The sequence below is a fragment of the Patulibacter minatonensis DSM 18081 genome, from assembly GCF_000519325.1.
Lineage (GTDB): Bacteria > Actinomycetota > Thermoleophilia > Solirubrobacterales > Solirubrobacteraceae > Patulibacter > Patulibacter minatonensis.
In genome coordinates this window covers 1,703,540-1,719,715 of record NZ_KI912613.1, presented here as the reverse complement: position 1 = coordinate 1,719,715, position 16,176 = coordinate 1,703,540, and the positions used below count along the sequence as shown (strand labels likewise).

General features: G+C 74.4%; 22 protein-coding genes. 11 read left to right on the top strand and 11 right to left on the bottom strand.

The annotated features are described in order from the left end of the window. Nucleotides 1-75 precede the first annotated feature (75 nt). The 6 genes from PATMI_RS0107785 to PATMI_RS34120 all read right to left on the bottom strand — a co-directional run bounded on the left by PATMI_RS0107785 (nt 76) and on the right by PATMI_RS34120 (nt 5,241). Entirely contained in the window at nt 76-1,266 is a 1,191-nt protein-coding gene (locus tag PATMI_RS0107785; protein ID WP_026910482.1) for a lipid-transfer protein, read from the bottom strand. Further along, nucleotides 1,263-1,760, bottom strand: coding sequence for a Zn-ribbon domain-containing OB-fold protein (locus tag PATMI_RS28305; protein ID WP_051471191.1), 498 nt, complete (start codon nt 1,758-1,760; stop codon nt 1,263-1,265). The genes PATMI_RS0107785 and PATMI_RS28305 overlap by 4 nt, the downstream gene beginning before the upstream one ends. Next, a complete protein-coding gene (locus PATMI_RS0107775; protein ID WP_026910481.1) occupies nt 1,757-2,272 on the bottom strand; it encodes a MaoC family dehydratase in 516 nt (171 codons plus the stop codon). The genes PATMI_RS28305 and PATMI_RS0107775 overlap by 4 nt, the downstream gene beginning before the upstream one ends. Next, on the bottom strand, nt 2,265-2,711 hold the full coding sequence (locus tag PATMI_RS0107770) for a MaoC family dehydratase (RefSeq protein WP_026910480.1): 447 nt from the start codon (nt 2,709-2,711) through the stop codon (nt 2,265-2,267). The genes PATMI_RS0107775 and PATMI_RS0107770 overlap by 8 nt, the downstream gene beginning before the upstream one ends. A 25-nt stretch (nt 2,712-2,736) precedes the next feature. Beyond that, entirely contained in the window at nt 2,737-4,467 is a 1,731-nt protein-coding gene (locus PATMI_RS0107765; protein WP_026910479.1) for an AMP-binding protein, read from the bottom strand. A 147-nt stretch (nt 4,468-4,614) separates the two neighbouring features. Continuing rightward, nucleotides 4,615-5,241 (bottom strand): TetR/AcrR family transcriptional regulator, encoded by a 627-nt coding sequence (locus PATMI_RS34120; RefSeq protein WP_026910478.1) that lies wholly within the window; start codon nt 5,239-5,241, stop codon nt 4,615-4,617. 223 nt (nt 5,242-5,464) lie between these two features. Between PATMI_RS34120 and PATMI_RS0107755 the strand changes: the two genes are divergently transcribed. The 9 genes from PATMI_RS0107755 (at nt 5,465) to PATMI_RS0107715 (ending at nt 11,161) form a co-directional block, all read left to right on the top strand. After that, on the top strand, nt 5,465-7,072 hold the full coding sequence (locus PATMI_RS0107755; RefSeq protein WP_026910477.1) for a flavin-containing monooxygenase: 1,608 nt from the start codon (nt 5,465-5,467) through the stop codon (nt 7,070-7,072). Between the two features lie 83 nt (nt 7,073-7,155). After that, a complete protein-coding gene (locus tag PATMI_RS0107750; RefSeq protein WP_026910476.1) occupies nt 7,156-7,695 on the top strand; it encodes an RNA polymerase sigma factor in 540 nt (179 codons plus the stop codon). Continuing rightward, nucleotides 7,692-8,228: an anti-sigma factor family protein gene (locus PATMI_RS34115; protein WP_026910475.1), complete on the top strand. Its 537-nt coding sequence runs from the start codon at nt 7,692-7,694 to the stop codon at nt 8,226-8,228. The genes PATMI_RS0107750 and PATMI_RS34115 overlap by 4 nt, the downstream gene beginning before the upstream one ends. Nucleotides 8,229-8,322: 94 nt before the next feature. Further along, complete coding sequence (locus PATMI_RS0107740) at nt 8,323-8,787, top strand: Asp23/Gls24 family envelope stress response protein (protein ID WP_026910474.1); 465 nt, start codon at nt 8,323-8,325, stop codon at nt 8,785-8,787. A 3-nt stretch (nt 8,788-8,790) separates the two neighbouring features. After that, the gene (locus tag PATMI_RS0107735; RefSeq protein WP_026910473.1) at nt 8,791-9,168 is read left to right on the top strand and encodes a hypothetical protein; all 378 of its coding nucleotides are present in this window, start codon (nt 8,791-8,793) and stop codon (nt 9,166-9,168) included. Further along, a complete protein-coding gene (locus tag PATMI_RS34110; protein WP_051471190.1) occupies nt 9,165-9,746 on the top strand; it encodes an Asp23/Gls24 family envelope stress response protein in 582 nt (193 codons plus the stop codon). The genes PATMI_RS0107735 and PATMI_RS34110 overlap by 4 nt, the downstream gene beginning before the upstream one ends. Continuing rightward, a complete protein-coding gene (locus PATMI_RS0107725; protein ID WP_026910472.1) occupies nt 9,746-10,354 on the top strand; it encodes an Asp23/Gls24 family envelope stress response protein in 609 nt (202 codons plus the stop codon). Before PATMI_RS34110 ends, PATMI_RS0107725 begins: the two co-directional genes overlap by 1 nt. Further along, nucleotides 10,351-10,596, top strand: a complete 246-nt coding sequence (locus PATMI_RS0107720) for a hypothetical protein (protein ID WP_026910471.1) — start codon at nt 10,351-10,353, stop codon at nt 10,594-10,596. Before PATMI_RS0107725 ends, PATMI_RS0107720 begins: the two co-directional genes overlap by 4 nt. A gap of 118 nt (nt 10,597-10,714) precedes the next feature. Next, nucleotides 10,715-11,161, top strand: coding sequence for a universal stress protein (locus PATMI_RS0107715; RefSeq protein WP_026910470.1), 447 nt, complete (start codon nt 10,715-10,717; stop codon nt 11,159-11,161). 23 nt (nt 11,162-11,184) lie between these two features. Here the strand turns inward: PATMI_RS0107715 and PATMI_RS34105 are convergent, their stop codons facing one another. Beyond that, nucleotides 11,185-12,102, bottom strand: a complete 918-nt coding sequence (locus PATMI_RS34105; RefSeq protein ID WP_051471189.1) for a CAP domain-containing protein — start codon at nt 12,100-12,102, stop codon at nt 11,185-11,187. Between the two features lie 55 nt (nt 12,103-12,157). Here PATMI_RS34105 and PATMI_RS0107705 point away from each other — a divergent pair, with 55 nt between their 5' ends. Beyond that, on the top strand, nt 12,158-12,814 hold the full coding sequence (locus tag PATMI_RS0107705; protein WP_026910469.1) for a response regulator transcription factor: 657 nt from the start codon (nt 12,158-12,160) through the stop codon (nt 12,812-12,814). Between the two features lie 22 nt (nt 12,815-12,836). On the opposite strand, the gene PATMI_RS0107700 is transcribed toward PATMI_RS0107705, so the two are convergent. Both PATMI_RS0107700 and PATMI_RS28280 read right to left on the bottom strand, forming a co-directional pair. Continuing rightward, nucleotides 12,837-13,031 (bottom strand): hypothetical protein, encoded by a 195-nt coding sequence (locus PATMI_RS0107700; RefSeq protein WP_026910468.1) that lies wholly within the window; start codon nt 13,029-13,031, stop codon nt 12,837-12,839. A gap of 130 nt (nt 13,032-13,161) precedes the next feature. Next, nucleotides 13,162-14,268, bottom strand: a complete 1,107-nt coding sequence (locus PATMI_RS28280; protein ID WP_051471188.1) for a sensor histidine kinase — start codon at nt 14,266-14,268, stop codon at nt 13,162-13,164. Between the two features lie 157 nt (nt 14,269-14,425). Here PATMI_RS28280 and PATMI_RS0107690 point away from each other — a divergent pair, with 157 nt between their 5' ends. Further along, the gene (locus PATMI_RS0107690; RefSeq protein ID WP_036725442.1) at nt 14,426-15,418 is read left to right on the top strand and encodes an NAD(P)H-dependent flavin oxidoreductase; all 993 of its coding nucleotides are present in this window, start codon (nt 14,426-14,428) and stop codon (nt 15,416-15,418) included. Nucleotides 15,419-15,437: 19 nt separating this feature from the next. Here the strand turns inward: PATMI_RS0107690 and PATMI_RS0107685 are convergent, their stop codons facing one another. Beyond that, nucleotides 15,438-15,716: a hypothetical protein gene (locus PATMI_RS0107685; RefSeq protein WP_026910466.1), complete on the bottom strand. Its 279-nt coding sequence runs from the start codon at nt 15,714-15,716 to the stop codon at nt 15,438-15,440. A 62-nt stretch (nt 15,717-15,778) separates the two neighbouring features. After that, nucleotides 15,779-16,120: a hypothetical protein gene (locus PATMI_RS0107680; RefSeq protein WP_026910465.1), complete on the bottom strand. Its 342-nt coding sequence runs from the start codon at nt 16,118-16,120 to the stop codon at nt 15,779-15,781. Between the last annotated feature and the right edge of the window lie 56 nt (nt 16,121-16,176).

Below are 16,176 nucleotides of genomic sequence, written 5' to 3'. Positions count from 1 at the left end.
GGCCTCTCGGGACGCGGTCACGCACGGCCGGTAGCCGACCAGACGTGACCTCCGTCGGATCGCCGCGCCCGCGGATCAGGCGGTGAGGACGACCGACGCGCCGTTGGCGCCGAGCCCGAGGACCGCCGACTGGCCGACGGACGCCCCCGGGACCTGGCGCTCGCCGGCCTCGCGACGGAGCTGCCAGGCGAGCTCGCAGACCTGCAGGACGCCCTGGGCGGTCGTCGCCTCGCCGAACGACAGGAAGCCGCCGCTCGGGTTGATCGGCAGCCGCCCGCCGATGCCGTACTCGCCGTCCTGGAGGAGCCGATCGGACTCGCCCGGCTCCGCGAAGCCGAAGCTCTCCGGCCACGCGAGCACGTGCCAGGCGGAGTTGTCGGCCATCTCGAGGACGTCGACGTCCTTCGGCCCGATGCCCGCCGCCGCCTGCGCGCGGAGCACCGCGCCGGCGACCTCGCTCGTGTGGGTCGCGTCGCCGTCCGACGCCATCGAGACCGTCGGGATCCGGACCGCGGGATCGCCGAACCGGCCGGACGCGACGGCCGAGCCGGCGACGCGGACGAGCGGCCCACCGCGGCGCCGCGCCGCGGCCTCGCTGCCGAGGATCAGCGCGGCGGATCCGTCGCTGACCGCGCAGATCTCCATCAGGTGCAGCGGGTCGGCGACCCGGGGCGACGCCAGCACGTCCTCGACGGTGATCCGCTTGCGGTACCGCGCCAACGGGTTCGCGGCGGCGTGCTCGTGCATCGTCACGGACGCGAGCGCCAGGGTCTCCGGCGTCGTGCCGTGGTCGTACATGCGACGGCGCGCCTCGATCGCCCAGTACGCCGGGTTCGTCGCGCCGATCGCCACCCACCGCAGGTAGTCGGTGTCGGTCACGTCGTCCGGCTGTCCGGGCGGCCGGGGGATGAAGCCCTTCGGCATCCGCTCGGCCCCCAGCGCCGCGACGACCTCGCACTCGCCGCTCGCGATGAGTGACGCGGCGGTGTGGATCGCGATGCCGCCGGCCGCGCAGCCGCCGCCGACGTTGATCGCCTGCGCCCCGGACTCCGAGACGGCCTGCAGCACCTCGTTGGCGTGCAGGCCCCAGCCGAGGCCGCCCTCGAAGCGGGAGCTCGCGGCCACGAGCCCGTCGAGGTCCCGGAGCGGCAGGCCGGCGTCGTCGGCCGCGGCGGTCAGGGCCTCGATGGCGAGCTGCAGCTGCGGCTTGTCGGGCCACTTCCCCCACGGGTGGGCGGCGACGCCGAGCACGTAGACGCCCGTCATGCGCGCGGCCCGTCGGTCGAGGACGCCGGGCCCGGAGAACCGGATCCGCCGCCGGCCCCGATCCCGTCGCCCGTGATCTCGTAGGCGTAGGTGTCGACGCGGCGGCCGTCGGCGTCGGTGTAGAGCGGGCTGGTGACCAGCCGCACCGGCATCCCGACCTCGAGCGCGTCGGTGTCTCGCCCGATGAGCTTCGCGAGCACCCGGAGGCCCTCCGGCACCTCGACGAGCCCGACGGCGTAGGGCTCCCACTCGTCGGCGCGATACAGCGCCGGCGGGCGGTAGTGCTGCACCGTCCAGCTGTAGAGGGTCCCGGTGCGCCCGAGCGTCGTGCGCACGGTCCGCTTGTCGTCGCAGACCGGGTTCCGGCACGACAGGGACACCGGGAAGTAGTGCGCCCCGCAGCCCGCGCACCGCGTGCCGATCAACCCGACGCCGTCCGCACCCTGCTCGAAGAGGTCCTCCGCGACGGGGACCCCGGGGGTCTCGGCGCTCATAGGGAGAGGATGTCCCGGACCTCGGTGGCGTAGAGCGTCCCGTCGGGGACGCCGGTGACCGTCACCTCGTGCCGGACGTAGCGGCGCCCGCGCTTCTCGTACTTGTCGGTCGCCCGGGTCGTGATCCGGACGGTCGTGCCGACCGGGATCGGGGCGTGCACGGTGGTGTCGTGGTGTGTGTGGATCGACCCGACCGCGAACGGCTTCGTGTGGTCGAACTGCACCGACAGGACGAAGTGCGAGACGAGCATCGGCGGCACGATCGCGTGGCCGAACGGCGACTCGCCCTCGATCTGCCACGTGTTCATCCTCCAGCCCTCGAACCAGGGGTTGAAGTCCTCGACCGCGTCGGCGTAGAGGATGATCAGCTCGGCCGACAGGTGCAGGTCGCGGGAGAGCTCGTCGCCGATCTCCACCATGTCCCAGTAGGGCTGGGACTCCTCGTCCAGGCTGTCGACGAAGTCGCGGGTCTGCTGCCGCTGGATCGACGTCATCGGGCGCAGATCAGACATCGACGTCCGCCTCCGCCGTCCCGACGGTCTTCTTCTCGTCGTCCTCGTTGCTCGCCCAGACGTCGACGACGAACCGGAACCCGTCCCCCTTCGGCTGCTTCTCGCGGACGACGCCGTAGGTCGTGATGACCTCGCCGGCGAGCGTCGACCCGATGTACTTGCACTCCAGCCGGCCGCCGAGGAAGAAGGCCTTCCCGAAGTGGTTGACGAGCATCTCGGAGATGTACGCCGAGGACATCTCGCCCGTCTGGATCGGGGCCTGAAGCCCGGTCGACCGCGCGTACTCCGGGTCCCAGTGGTTCGGGTTGAAGCGCCCCCAGAGGCGCGAGCCCATGAGCTGGATCTGCGCCTGCTTCTTCACGCCCTCGAGCTCGTGGCCGACCGGCGTGTCGCGGGTGATCAGGCCATCGGCGGGCGGTGCGCCGTCCTTCGTGGTCATGGGGTCGGTCCCTCGGTCGTCGTCCTCACGCGGGTGCCTCTCCGTCGGTGGTCCGTCCGAGCCGCTGCTCCGCGATCTCGGACAACAGGAACTTGCGGGGCCGGCCGCTGGCGGTCAGCGGGATCTCGGCCTCGTCGATGAACAGCACGTGCCTGGGGACCTTGAACCGCGCCAGTCGCTCGGTCGCCAGCGCGAGCAGGTCCTCCGCCGTGACGTCCGCGGACGGCCGGCGGACGATGAACGCGGCCCCGGCCTCCCCCATCCGCTCGTCGGCGACGGGGACGACGAGCGCCTGGGCCACCGCCGGGTGGGTCACGAGGACGTCCTCGACGTCGGCCGGCACGACCTGCTCGCCGCCGCAGCGGTAGCAGTCCTTCAGCCGGCCGACGAGCCGCAGGTAGCCCTCGGCGTCGACCGTCCCGAGGTCCCCGGTGCGGAACCAGCCGTCGTCGGTGAACGCGTCGGCCGTGGCCCCGGGCTTGTCCCAGTAGCCGCGGGTCACGCCGGGCCCCTTGGCCTGCAGCTCGCCGATCTCGCCGAACCCGAGGTCCCGTCCGGTGTCCGGGTCGACGGCGCGGTAGACGACGAGGTGGCCGCCGAGCTCCGGGTCGCCGGCGACGCCGACGTCGCGGAACCGCCCGTTGGTCGTCCGCCGCTTCCCGGGGCCGTCGTCGGGGCGGGTCACCGTCGTCGACGCGGTCGTCTCCGACTGGCCGTAGCCCGTCGTGACCTCGTCGCAGCGGAGCTCGGCGTCGATGCGGTCGAACGTCCCGGGCGGCGACGTCGTCCCGGAGGAGATGATCGACGCGAGGGACGAGAGGTCCGTCGGGCGGTCCTTCAGCGCGTCCATCACCGCCTCGGTCATCAGCGGGATCACGAGCATGTCCGTGACCCGGTGGCGCTCGATCGCCTCGAGCGTCCGGACGGGGTCGAAGGCCGTGTGCGGGACGATCGCGCCGCCGACGAACAGCACCGGCAGCATCCCCTCCACGTAGCCGAACACGTGGTACATCGGCAGCGCGAAGACGATCCGGCGGCCGTCCTCGAACCCGCGGCCGTACGCCGCACCGTAGGCGGTGCGCAGCAGCATGTCGTGCGTGAGCTGCACGCCCTTCGGGCCGCCGGTCGTGCCCGACGTGTAGAGGATGTCGGCGTCGGCGTCCGGATCGACCTCCGGCAGCGCGACGTCGGCGTCGGCCGCCTCGAGCGCGTCGAGCGTCGTGGCGCCGTCGGGCGCGCCCCCGCCGTCGTTGTCGAAGACCACGATCCGTCGCAGGTCGGGGAGGACGTCGCCCCCGCCGCGCTCCGGCCAGCCGGGAGCGATCTCGTCGAGCATCCCCAGGTAGTCGAGCCCGCGGAACCGGGCCATCACGATCAGGAGCACCGCGCGGGACTGCCCGAGCACGTACTCCAGCTCGTCGCGCCGGTTGAGGACGTTCACCGGGATCGCGGTCGCACCGGTCCTGGAGATCGCGTACTTCAGCAGGACGAACTCGGGGTAGTTCGCCAACTCGAGCGCCACGTGCTCGCCGGGCCGGACGCCCATCGCGACGAGGCCTTGCGCCAGGCGGACCGAGCGGTCGCGGACCTCGGCGTACGTCCACGTCCGGCCGTCGGTGATGACGTACGGGCGGTCGGGCCAGCGGTCCGCGGCGGTGTCGAGCGCCCCGTGCAACGTCCCGGGCTCCCACGTCGGGTGGCGGGCCTCGAGCGCCGCGCGGCGCTCCTCCAGGGGTGCGAGTCGCGGGTCGCTCATCGTGGTCCTCCCGGTCACCCTCCGGAGCACGTGGACTCGGGCGTCTCAGGCGCGGGCGGCATCGGCCCATGTAGTCCTAACACATGTAAGGACTACCAGTATGGTTTTCGGCCGCGGCGGACGGACGGGCCCCGTCGGGCGCGGGACTCAGCCCCCGAGCGACCGCGCCCAGACCGCCGAGAGGGTGTCCGCGAGCTGCTCGTCGGACGACCCGAACGGCCCGTCCGGGTCGCTCACCGCGAGGTACAGGCAGCGCTCGAACATCGAGACCATGGCGGCCGCGAGCATGTCGTCGCCGGCACGCGGGGCGCGGGACCGGTGCAACCGTGCCAGGACCTCGCGCTCGAAGCGCTGGAGGATCTCGTTCCAGACCTCGTGGATCTCGGGGTCCGAGTGCCAGCCCTCCACCGTGGCGGTGAACAACGCGCCCTGCCGGCGCCACCGCTCGACGGTGGCGATCGTGGGCTCGCGGACGGCGGCCTCGTCGATCGGCCCCTCTCCCGAGAAGAACGGCTGCCAGATGTCGTAGATGCCCTCGCCGACACCGGCGATCAGGGTCGCGACGACCGCGTACTTCGTGTCGAAGCTCGCGTAGAACGTCGGGCGCGAGATGCCCGCCCGCTCGACGATCTCCGCGACCGTCAGCTCGTCGAGCCGCCGGACCTTCAGGAGCTCGCGGACCGCCTCGAGGACCGCGCCGTGCGACTGCGGCGCCGGGCGCCGGCGGCCCCGCGTCCGGCGGGGGACGTCGCTGACGGGGCGGGTCGCGGCCATTCCGGCAGTCTACGGCCCGGTCCTGACACTCCACCTATCACGTGTCTTGACGCACACGACGCGGCCGTCGGAGCGCGGGACGCGTCATGCGGGTCGGCGCACGGGACCCGGCGGTCCGGTCGGGCACGGGACGGCCCACCGCCGACCGGGGACCCTCGCGTTGACACGTGGCAAGACGCGCCGTACGGTCGTTCAAACGTGGTTTGATCCTTCGGAGGGCGGGATGACGGGGCACGAGGTCGACGTCGTGGTGGTCGGGGCGGGGTTCGCCGGGCTGCGCGCGCTCCACACGCTGCGCGGGGCGGGCCTGCGGGTCGCGGTGCTCGAGTCCGGCGACGGCGTCGGCGGGGTCTGGCGCTGGAACCGCTACCCCGGCGCCCGGTGCGACATCGAGAGCTACGACTACTCGTACGGCTTCTCCGACGACCTCGAGCAGGAGTGGCGGTGGAGCGAGCGCTACGCGACCCAGCCGGAGATCCTGCGGTACGTCGAGCACGTCGCGGACCGCTTCGACCTGCACCGCGACGTCCACCTGCACCGCCGCGTCGTCGCGGCGGACTGGGACGACGACGGCGCGCGCTGGACCGCGCGCACCGAGGACGGCGACACGTGGGCCGGCCGGTTCCTGATCATGGCCGTGGGCAACCTGTCGACGACGAAGCGCCCGGCGTTCCCCGGTGAGGACGCGTTCGGCGGCGAGATCCTCCACACCGCCGAGTGGCCGACGACGCCCGTCGCGTTCGCCGGCAGGCGGGTCGGCGTGGTCGGCACCGGGTCCTCCGGCATCCAGTCGATCCCGGTGATCAGCCGCGAGGCGGAGCACGTGACGGTCTTCCAGCGGACGCCGGCGTTCAGCGTGCCCGCCCGCCACGCACCGGTGTCGGACGAGCAGGACGCCGCGATCAAGGCGGACTACGCCGCACGTCGCGCCCGCGCCGCGAGCTCCCCCAGCGGGCTCGGGTTCGTCCCCAACCGCCGCTCGGCGCTCGACGACACGCCCGAGGAGCGCGACGCCGTCTTCGAGCGCGCCTGGGACGGCGACGGCTTCGGGTTCGTCCTCGCCTACCATGACCTCCTGCTCGACCAGGCCGCGAACGACACCGCCGCCGACTTCTGCCGGGCGAAGATCTCCGCGATCGTCGAGGACCCGGGGACGCGGGAGAAGCTGCTGCCCACGGACTACCCGATGGGCGCCAAGCGCCCCTGCGTCGACAGCGGCTACTACGAGACCTTCAACCGCGAGAACGTCGCGCTGGTCGACGTGCGCGCCGACCCGATCGAGCGCCTCACGGCAACCGGGCTGCGGACGGCGTCGGGCGACCACGACCTCGACGTGCTCGTCCTCGCCACCGGCTTCGACGCGATCACCGGCTCGCTGCTGAAGCCGACGATCACCGGACGCGACGGGGTGACGCTCGCCGAGGCGTGGCGGGACGGGCCCGTCACGTACCTCGGGCTCGGGGTGGCGGGCTTCCCGAACCTGTTCGCGATCACCGGTCCCGGCAGCCCGGCGCTCCTCGCGAACGTGCTGCTCGGCATCGAGCAGCACGTGGACTGGATCGCCGGCCTGCTCACCCGCATGCGCGACGAGGGCCACGCCGTGGTCGAGGCCGACCGGGACGCCCAGGAGCGCTGGACCGCCCACCTGCTCGAGCGCGCGGACGAGACGCTCTACCCGAAGGCGCGGTCGTACTACATGGGCGACGAGGTCGAGGGGAAGCCGCGCGTGTTCATGCTCTATCCCGGCGGCATCCGGCAGTACCGGCGCATCATCGAGCGCGTCGCAGCAGACGGGTACGAGGGGTTCCACCTCGGCGGTGCCGCCGCCTGATCCCGGCGTCGGCGCACGCATCGGTGCACATGTGTGAACATTGAGGTTGTGGACGCAACCACTCGCATCGTGAGTCCCGCGCGATGACGTCAGCCGTCCCCGAGGCGCTGCTCGTCCGGGCCGCGAAGCGCGGCGACCTGGACGCCTTCGGCGAGCTCGTCCGCCGGCACGAGCAGCCGATCTTCCGGTTGGCCCTTCGTATGCTGGGCACCCGCATCGATGCGGAGGACGCCGCCCAGGACGCGTTCCTCCAGGCGTGGCGCGCGCTCCCGCGGTTCCGCGAGTCCAGCGCGTTCGGGACCTGGCTGTACCGCATCGCCACCAACCGCTGCCTGAACCTCATCGCCGCACGCCGCCCCACAGACGAGCTCGAGGAGTCCCGGACCGGCACCCGGCGCGACGACCCGGCCGTGCGGCTCGAGGAGCGGGAGCGCATGAGCGCCCTGACCGCGTCGATCACCCGACTGCCGGGCGAGCAGCGGGCGGCGCTCGTGCTGCGCGAGTTCGAGGGGCTCTCGTACGACGAGGTCGCCGAGGTGCTCGACGTCTCGCTCGCGGCCGTCAAGGGGCGGATCCACCGGGCGCGGCTGGCGGTCGCGCAGGACCTGGAGGGCTGGCGATGAGCACGCCCGACGACCCCCGCCTGGAGTGCGGCGTCCCGCTGCTCGAGCTCGTCGCACAGGTCGCCGACCGCACGCCGCCCGCCGACCCCGCGCACCAGGCGGAGTGCCCGTACTGCCGGGAGGCGCTCGCGCGCCTGGACGGCTCGGCCGCCGACCTCCGGGCGCTCGCGTCCGAGGACGTCCGGCCCCCGCGCGGCCTGTCGGCGCGGGTGCTCGAGCAGCTCCGGCGCGAGCGCGGCCGGATCCTCGTCGCCGCCGGCCGGGACGGCCGGGACACCGTCACCGACGTCATCGTCGCCCAGATCGCCAGCCGCGCCGCGATGGAGCTCCCGCCCGTCCGCTTCGTGTCCGTGCGGACCACCCAGGAGCAGGACGGCGGCGTCCACCTGGTCCTCCACGTCACCGCCGACCTCGGCCCCGCGCTCGGGCCCGTCGCAACGGAGATCCGCGACGTCGTGACCGACCGGGTGGCCCGCCTCGCGGGCGTCGCGGTCACCCGGGTCGACGTCGTGTTCGACGACGTCGTCGCCTGAATCGAGATCCGTGCGGAACTTTTCCGCGGGTCCCCGGTCCAACGTGCAGTGCCCCGGTCCTCCCGGGGCGGATACCCCCGAACAGGAGCACGAGATGGCCGAGACGAAGACCCGCACGACGACGGCGAGCGAGGGCGGCACGAGCACGAGCACCGACCTCACGAGCGCCGGTCCGCTGGTCACCGACACCGGCAACACGACGATCGCCGACGGCGTCGTCTCCAAGGTCGCCGGCCTGGCGACCCGCGAGGTCCCCGGCATCCACGACCTCGGCGGCGGCGCGGCCCGCGTCGTCGGCAGCGTGCAGCAGCGCGTCGGCCTCGGCGACCAGCTCGCCCAGGGCGTGTCGGTCGAGGTCGGCACCCGCGAGGCGGCCGTCGACCTGAAGGTCGTCATCGAGTACGGCGAGAGCATCCCCCAGGTCACCGAGGCCGTCCGTCGCAACGTCGTGTCGCGCATCACCGGCATCACCGGGCTGACGGTGACCGAGGTCAACATCAACGTCACCGACCTGCACTTCGCCGGGGACGACAACGACGAGGGCGCCCGGGTCCAGTAGTCGATGCGGACCCCCGCCGACGGCAGCGGACAGCCCGTGGAGGCCACGCGCGAGACCCCTCGCGTGCGGCTCGCCCGGGTCGTCGCCGCCGCCACGCTGCGCTGTACCGGCGTGGCCGCGCTCGACCCCGGCCGCGACGACCGCCTGAGCACCCGCACGTCCGTGGACCTGATCCCCGGCGTGCTCGTCGCCGCCGACGGCGAGCCCGGCCGGCACGCCGTGACGGTCCACGTCCGGGCGCGCCTGGTCGAGCTCCACGCGCTCGCCGACGGGGTCCGCCTCGCGGTCGAGCGGGAGACCCGCGAGCACGGGCTGGCCGACGCCCTCGGCCGGGTCCGCGTCGTCATCACCGACATCGCCCTCGACGGGGAGGACGCATGATCGTCTTCGTCTCCCGCGCCGTGACGCGCGTCGTCGCGTTCGTCGCCCTGCCGGTCCTGGCGGTCGTCGCCGTGCTCGTCGCGGTCGCCGCGACGGTCGGCGAGAACCAGTCGCGGAAGCTCGCCGACCAGAGCGGCCTGACGGACGCCTGGCGCGAGGTCGGGCCGTTCCTGGACCGCACCGCGCCGTCGGGCGACACCGCCGCGGTCCTCGCGGCGATCGGGGCGGTGCTGCTCGGCATCGTGCTCCTGATCGGGGCGCTCGCCCCGTCCCGCGAGCGCGAGGTACCGCTCGCCGACGGCGCGGACCTCCGCATCCGCCGACGGGCCCTGCGCGGTGCGCTGCAGTCGCTGACCGGCCGCGTCCTGGGCACCACGGGCGCGAAGGTCCGCCTGCGTCCGCGACGCCGACGCGCCGGGGGCCGGCTCGTCGTGCAGGTCACCCGCACCCCGCGGGCCGACCCCGACGCGATCCGCGCCACGCTCGACGAGCGCCTCGGACCGCTGGCCGGCGCGTTCGCGCTGCGCACGAAGGTCCGGACCGCCGTCGGCCGCAGCCGCCGGGCGAGGACCGAATGATGCCGCGCCAGCGCTTGGGGCTCCCCCACGGGATCCTCACCACGATCGGCCAGAAGCTCATGGTGCTGCTCGGCCTCGCCCTGGTCTGGGGCGGCGGCGTGGTCCTGGCCCTCGCGGCCGGCGCCGCGCCCCGGGACGTCGACGCATGGACGGGCTACCGGACCGTGCAACGCGAGATCGGCGGGTTCGGGCCCGCGAACTGGCCGGACGGCACCGCCCTGGCGATCGCCGTCGGCACCGTCGTCCTCGCCGTCGCGCTGCTCGTGCTCGGCTGGGCGCAGCGCCTGACCCCGCACCTGGCCCGCACCGACGTCGTGCTCGCCGACCGGCCCGAAGGGCGGACGACCGTCAGTCCGCGCGCGATCGAGCGCGCGGCCGAGGTCGCCGCCCGCCGGGAGCCCGGGCTGCACGCCGTCCGGGCCCGCCTCGGCGACGACGAGCTCACGATCACCGTCCACGCGCGGGGGGCCGACGTGCTCCCCGAGCTCCTGCGCGGCGTCCAGCGCCGCGCCACCGCCGCCCTCGTCGAGGGTGGCGTCCCCCAGCAGTCCGTGCGGGTCGTCGTGACCCGCTTCACCGCCCCTTCCGCCCGGGAGCAGCTCCGATGACCCCCACCCGTTCGTTCCTCCCCACCGCCCTCGGTTTCGCGTTCGTGGCGGTGGCGTTCTCCCAGTCCCTCTGGATCGCGCTGCTGTGCCTGCTCGGCGCGGGCGCGTTCCACGTCGGCCACGGGCTGCTCACGGGCACGCTGTCGCTCGCGGAGCTGCAGGAGCGCGCCGAGGCCGCGCGCTCGGGCTTCGCGGACCCGTCCCGCGGGAGCGGCGGCACGCCGGGGCGCCGCGTGACGTGAGACCCCTGCGGTGGACGGACCGCGGGACGCACTTCCCGCGGGCGGTTCACGGCCGTATGCTCGCGTCGCAGGACGCCGGGCACCGCCCACCGCGTCGCACAGCAATCCAAGGAGTCCGGTGTACAGGTCGATTCTCGTCGGGACCGATGGTTCCGACACCGCCGAGCAGGCGGTCCGCGCCGCCGCCGAGCTGGCGGCCGCGATGCAGTGCCGCCTGACCATCGTCTCGGCGTTCGCCCCGGTCTCGAAGAGCCGACTGCGGGCCGAGGGGCGTCAGGCGCCATCGGACGTCGCGTGGGCCGTCAACGACCGCGAGGACGTCGACGCGACGCTCGAGGCCGCGAAGGCGTCGGCGAGGACCGTCGGCGTCTCGGACGTCTGGACCTCCGCCCGCGACGGCGACCCCGCGAGCGGGATCCTGGACGTCGCCGAGGAGCTCGGCGTCGACCTCATCGTCATCGGCAACAAGGGCATGGCCGGCGGCAAGCGGTTCCTGCTCGGCGCCGTGCCGGACAAGATCAGTCACCACGCGCCCTGCTCGGTCCTGATCGTCGAGACCTCCTGACGGAGGTCGGTCCCTGACCGGGGTCAGCGGAAGCGGGTCGTGACCGCCTTCGCCCTCCCGGCCGTCGTGCGGACCAGCCCGGCGACCGCCCGGGGCACGGTGATCGTGATCCGGTGCGCCCGGCCGGGGGCTCGACGGACGCGGACCGTGCGGACGGTCCGCCCGGCCTGACGCACCCGCAGCACGACGGTCACCCTGCCCGTCGCCGTCCGCCGGGCGAGCCGCACGCGGACCGTCACGCGGCGCCCCTTCCGGGTCGCGGTGACGGTCGGCGGCGTGGTGGCGCCCGGGTCGGTGCCCGTGCCGGGATCCGTCCCCGGGTCGGTGCCCGGGTCGGTATCCGTCCCCGGGTCGCCCGTCGGCTGCACGGCGGACGGCGACCGCGGGCACGAGCGGTCGCTGCCGGCGGGGAGCGGCGTCGTCAGCGGCCGGGCGAAGACCTCCACCCAGTACGGGCCCTCGGTCGACGAGACCGTCATCCCGAACCCGGTGTCGGTGTACTCGCGGGACATCAGGTTCTCGCAGTGCGGCGGGCTGGCGAGCCACGACTGCACGACCTGCCGCGGCGTCTCCTGCCCGCGCGCGAGGTCCTCCCCGACGATCGACCACCGGTACCCGGCGGCGGTGAGGCGGTCGGCCGGCGTCGCGCCCTCCGGGGAGACGTGGTCGAAGAACCCACGGGTGACCATGTCGTCCGCGTACGCCTGCGCGGATCGCGCGGCCGCCGGCGCGGTCTTCAGCGCGGCCAGGCCCACCTGACCGCGCTCGTGGTTCACGAGGCAGCCCAGCGCGGCGGTCGTGCGCGCCGCGCCGACGGCCGGGGCGGAGGCGTCCGCGTCGGGGCAGTTCGTGGCCGCCGACGCGCTGCCGGGGGCGAGGAGCGCGGCGCCGGCGAGACCGGCCAGGACCGCGGATGGGAGGACGGTCGATGGACGGCGCATGAGGCGGTCAAAATACCCCCGTGACGGGAGCCCGGCCTCGGCTACCGTTCCCGCCATGGAGCCGTTGCGCGCACTGATCGCGGAGGACCAGGTCCTGCTGCGCTCGGGCATCGCGCGGCTGCTCGGGGACGCCGGGATCGTGGTCGTCGCCGAGGCCGGGGACGCCGAGGACCTGGTGCGCAAGGCGCGGGCGCACCGGCCGGACGTCGCGATCGTCGACGTCCAGATGCCGCCGGACCACACCGACGACGGGCTCCGCGCCGCGGTCCTGCTGCGCGGCGAGCTGCCCGACCTCGGGATCCTCGTGCTCTCGCAGTTCCTCGAGGAGCGCTACGCCCTGGACCTCGTCGCGGACGACCCGCGCGGCGTCGGGTACCTGCTGAAGGACCGGGTGATCGACGTCGAGGCGTTCGTCGGGGCCGTGCGGCGTGTCGCGGCGGGCGGGTCGGTGCTCGATCCGGAGGTCGTCGCCCGGATGGTCGGCCGGCGCCGGCCGGGTGATCCGCTCGGCGGGCTGACGCCCCGGGAGCGCGACGTGCTCGGCCTGATGGCGGAGGGCAACTCGAACCGGGGGATCGCCGAGGCGCTGGGCGTCGGCGGGCCGGCGGTCGAGAAGCACGCCACGCGGATCTTCCAGAAGCTGGGCCTGGGGACCGAGCCGACGGAGCACCGCCGGGTCATGGCCGTCCTGACCTGGCTGCGCGCCGGGTAGCGGTCCCCTGGTGCGCCGGGGCTCAGAGCCCGGCGCCGGCGAGCCCGAGGGCGCCGATGGCGATCAGCGCGACGCCGACGGCCTGCGAGAACCGCACGTACGGCGTGATCACCTCGCCCGGGATCCGGTGCCGGCGGTACCAGGTGCCGAGCTCGCCGGCTCCGCCCAGGAGGGCGAGCCCGATCAGGAGCACGAGCAGGGCGGCGAACGTCGTCATCGGCAGGGCGCGGGGGAACGATGGGAGGCCGCCGGGACCGGCGGCGTGCGGTGGGGGCCGCTCACGTGGCGGAGCCTAGCCCGTAACGGGGTGAGCGCACCGCCGATTCGACGAAGGTCCGGGGCCGGACTCAGGCCGGCAGCGGGATCCGCGCGGTCAGGACGGTCCCCGAGGGGGCGCCACCGGCGACCGCGAACGTGCCGCCGACGGCCTCGACGCGGTCCCGCAGGCCCTGGAGCCCGCCGCCCGCCGCGGGGTCGGCGCCGCCGTGACCGTCGTCGCGGACGAGCACCTGCAGCGCGCCGTCCTCGTCCGTCACCGCGACCACCGCGCGGGTCGCGCCGGCGTGCTTGGCGACGTTCGCGAGCGCCTCGGCGATCACGAACCACGCCGTCGCCTCCGCCCGCTCGGCCCAGCGCCGCTCGGGGACGTCGACGACGACCGGCAGGGGGCTGCGCGCGGTCAGCGACGCCACCGCGGCCGCGAGTCCGCGGTTCGTGAGGATCGACGGGTGGATGCCCGCGACGAGGTCGCGCAGCTCGGCGATGGTCGCCCGGGCCTCGGTGACCGCGTCCTCCAGGGTGGCCCGCGCCCGCGCCGGGTCGCGCTCGAGGTCGCCGAGTCCCTGCTGGACGGTCAGCGCCACCGTCATCAGCCGCTGCTGCGCCCCGTCGTGCAGGTCCCGCCCGAGGCGTCGCCGTTCCCCGTCGGCGGCCGCGAGGATGCGAGCCCGGGACGCGTCGACGGCGTCGGCCCGTGCCCGCTCCACGGCCTCCCGGCGCCGGACCCGCTCGGCCTCCCGGCGCTCGGTCTCGTCGCGGAAGACGACGACCGCCCCGCGGCCCTCCCCCGTGTCGAGGGGTGCCGACGAGTAGGACACGGGCACCATCGTCCCGTCGCGGCGGACGAACCAGTCCTCCTCGACCCGGACCGCCTCCCCGTCCGTCCGCGGCCGGAGCAGCGGGCACTCGGCCTCCGGGAACGGCGTGCCGTCGGGGCGACGGTGGTGGATCGTCGCGTGACTGGGCCGGCCGAGCAGCTCCTCGGTCGTGTCGTACCCGAGGACCGCGAGCGCCGCGGGGTTCGCGAACCGGACGCGGCCGTCGTGGTCCACCGCGTAGACGGCGTCGCCGATGCTCGCCAGGAGCGCACCGACCGCGGACGGCGGCGGATCGGCGTCGGTCCCGGCGAACCAGGGGGCCGGCGCTCCGCCGTCGCCGGCACGGTCTGCGGACATCGGACGACCCTACGGGGACCGGGGCGCCGCGCCCGAGACCTGCCCGCACCCGACCGTCGGTAGGATCTCTCGCGCAGTACCGACAGGCCTCGCGCAGTATCGTCGGGGCCGCCGATCACCAGCCCGCACCCGAGGGCTGCGAGCCCGAGGAGGCACCATGAGCGCCAGCATCAAGACCAGGTTCACGGAGACGTTCGGGATCGAGCACCCGATCGTGCAGGGCGGCATGCAGTGGGTCGGCCGCGCACCCCTCGTCGCCGCGGTCGCCAACGCCGGCGCCCTCGGGATGCTCACCGCGCTCACGCAGCCGACCCCCGAGGAGCTGACGAAGGAGATCGCGCGGACCCGCGAGCTGACCGACAAGCCGTTCGGCGTCAACCTCACGATCCTCCCCGCGATCACCCCGCCCCCCTATGCGGAGTACCGCCAGGCGATCATCGAGGCCGGGGTCAAGATCGTCGAGACCGCGGGCTCCAACCCCAAGGAACACCTCGAGGACTTCCAGCCCCACGGCATCAAGGTCATCCACAAGGCCACCTCCGTCCGCCACGCCGTCAAGGCCGAGCAGCTCGGCGTCGACGCCGTCTCCGTCGACGGGTTCGAATGCGCCGGACACCCCGGCGAGGACGACGTCCCCAACCTCGTCCTCCTCCCCGCCGCCGCGGACCAGCTGACGATCCCGATGATCGCCTCCGGCGGCATCGGCGACGCCCGCGGCCTCGTCGCCGCCCTCGCCCTCGGCGCCGACGCCGTCAACATGGGCTCCCGGTTCCTCGCGACCGTCGAAGCGCCGATCCACGACAACGTCAAACAGCAGATCGTCCAGAACACCGAACGCGACACCGAACTCATGTTCCGGCCGCTCCGCAACACCGCACGCGTCGCGTCCAACACCGTGTCGCGCGAGGTCGTCGACATCCTCAACAAGGGCGGCGAGTTCAAGGACGTCCAGGCCCTCGTGGCCGGCAGCAGGGGCCGCGAGGTCTACGAACAGGGCGACCCCGAGCGCGGCGTCTGGTCCGTCGGCCTCGTCCAAGGCATCATCAACGACATCCCCACCTGCGCCGAACTCGTCGAACGCATGATCGCCGAATCCGACGAACTCATCCGCGGACGACTCACCGGGCTGCTCGAGGGCGCGACCGCGTAGCGCGCACAGGCGCCGCGCGTCAGGGTCCGGCGACGTCCGTCGGGTCCTCGGCGGCTCCGGTCCCGGTCCCGTCGTCCGCTCGATCGGGAGCGTCGGGGGCGTCACCGTCCGCGCCGCCGCCCGAGCCCCGGACGTGCGCGGCGAGTCCCGGCGGCAGCGGTCCCGCCGGGCGACGGCGGTCCGTCGGGCCCTCGTCGGCGTCCTCCGGCACCGCCCGCGCGACGCCGCGCTCCTCCCGGGCGCGGGCGAGCGCCCGGATCCGGTCGGCGTGGGGCAGCGATTCGTCCGGGCGCTGCATCCGCCCGAGCCTCCCCCTCCGGCCGAGGCCCACCGCGGATCGGAGCGTCGGCACCGGCCGCGTCACTCCCAGCGGAACGGGCGCGTGCGCTCGATCTCGTCCGCGGCCGTCCACCCGGCGTGGCTGTCCGCGGAGACGGAGGCGATCGCCTCGTCGGCCGCCCGGCGGAAGTCCGCCCCGGGCTCCATCGCGGGCGGCCCGACGAAGGTCATCGCCGTCCGCTCGCCGCCCTCCAGGCGGGTCTCGGTCGCGGCGCACCGCGTCACGAGGCGGGCCTGGAGCAGCGCCACGGCCCGGGCGTCGAGCGCCGTCACGTCGACCGGGACGGCGACGACGCGACGACCGTCCTTCTCCGGGCCGTCACGCATCTCGTCCCACAGGAAGCGGGGTGGATGGTGGCTCACCCCGCGAACGTAGGCCTCCGTCCGTCGACCGGCAACCGGGCTGGCCGAACGGGCAT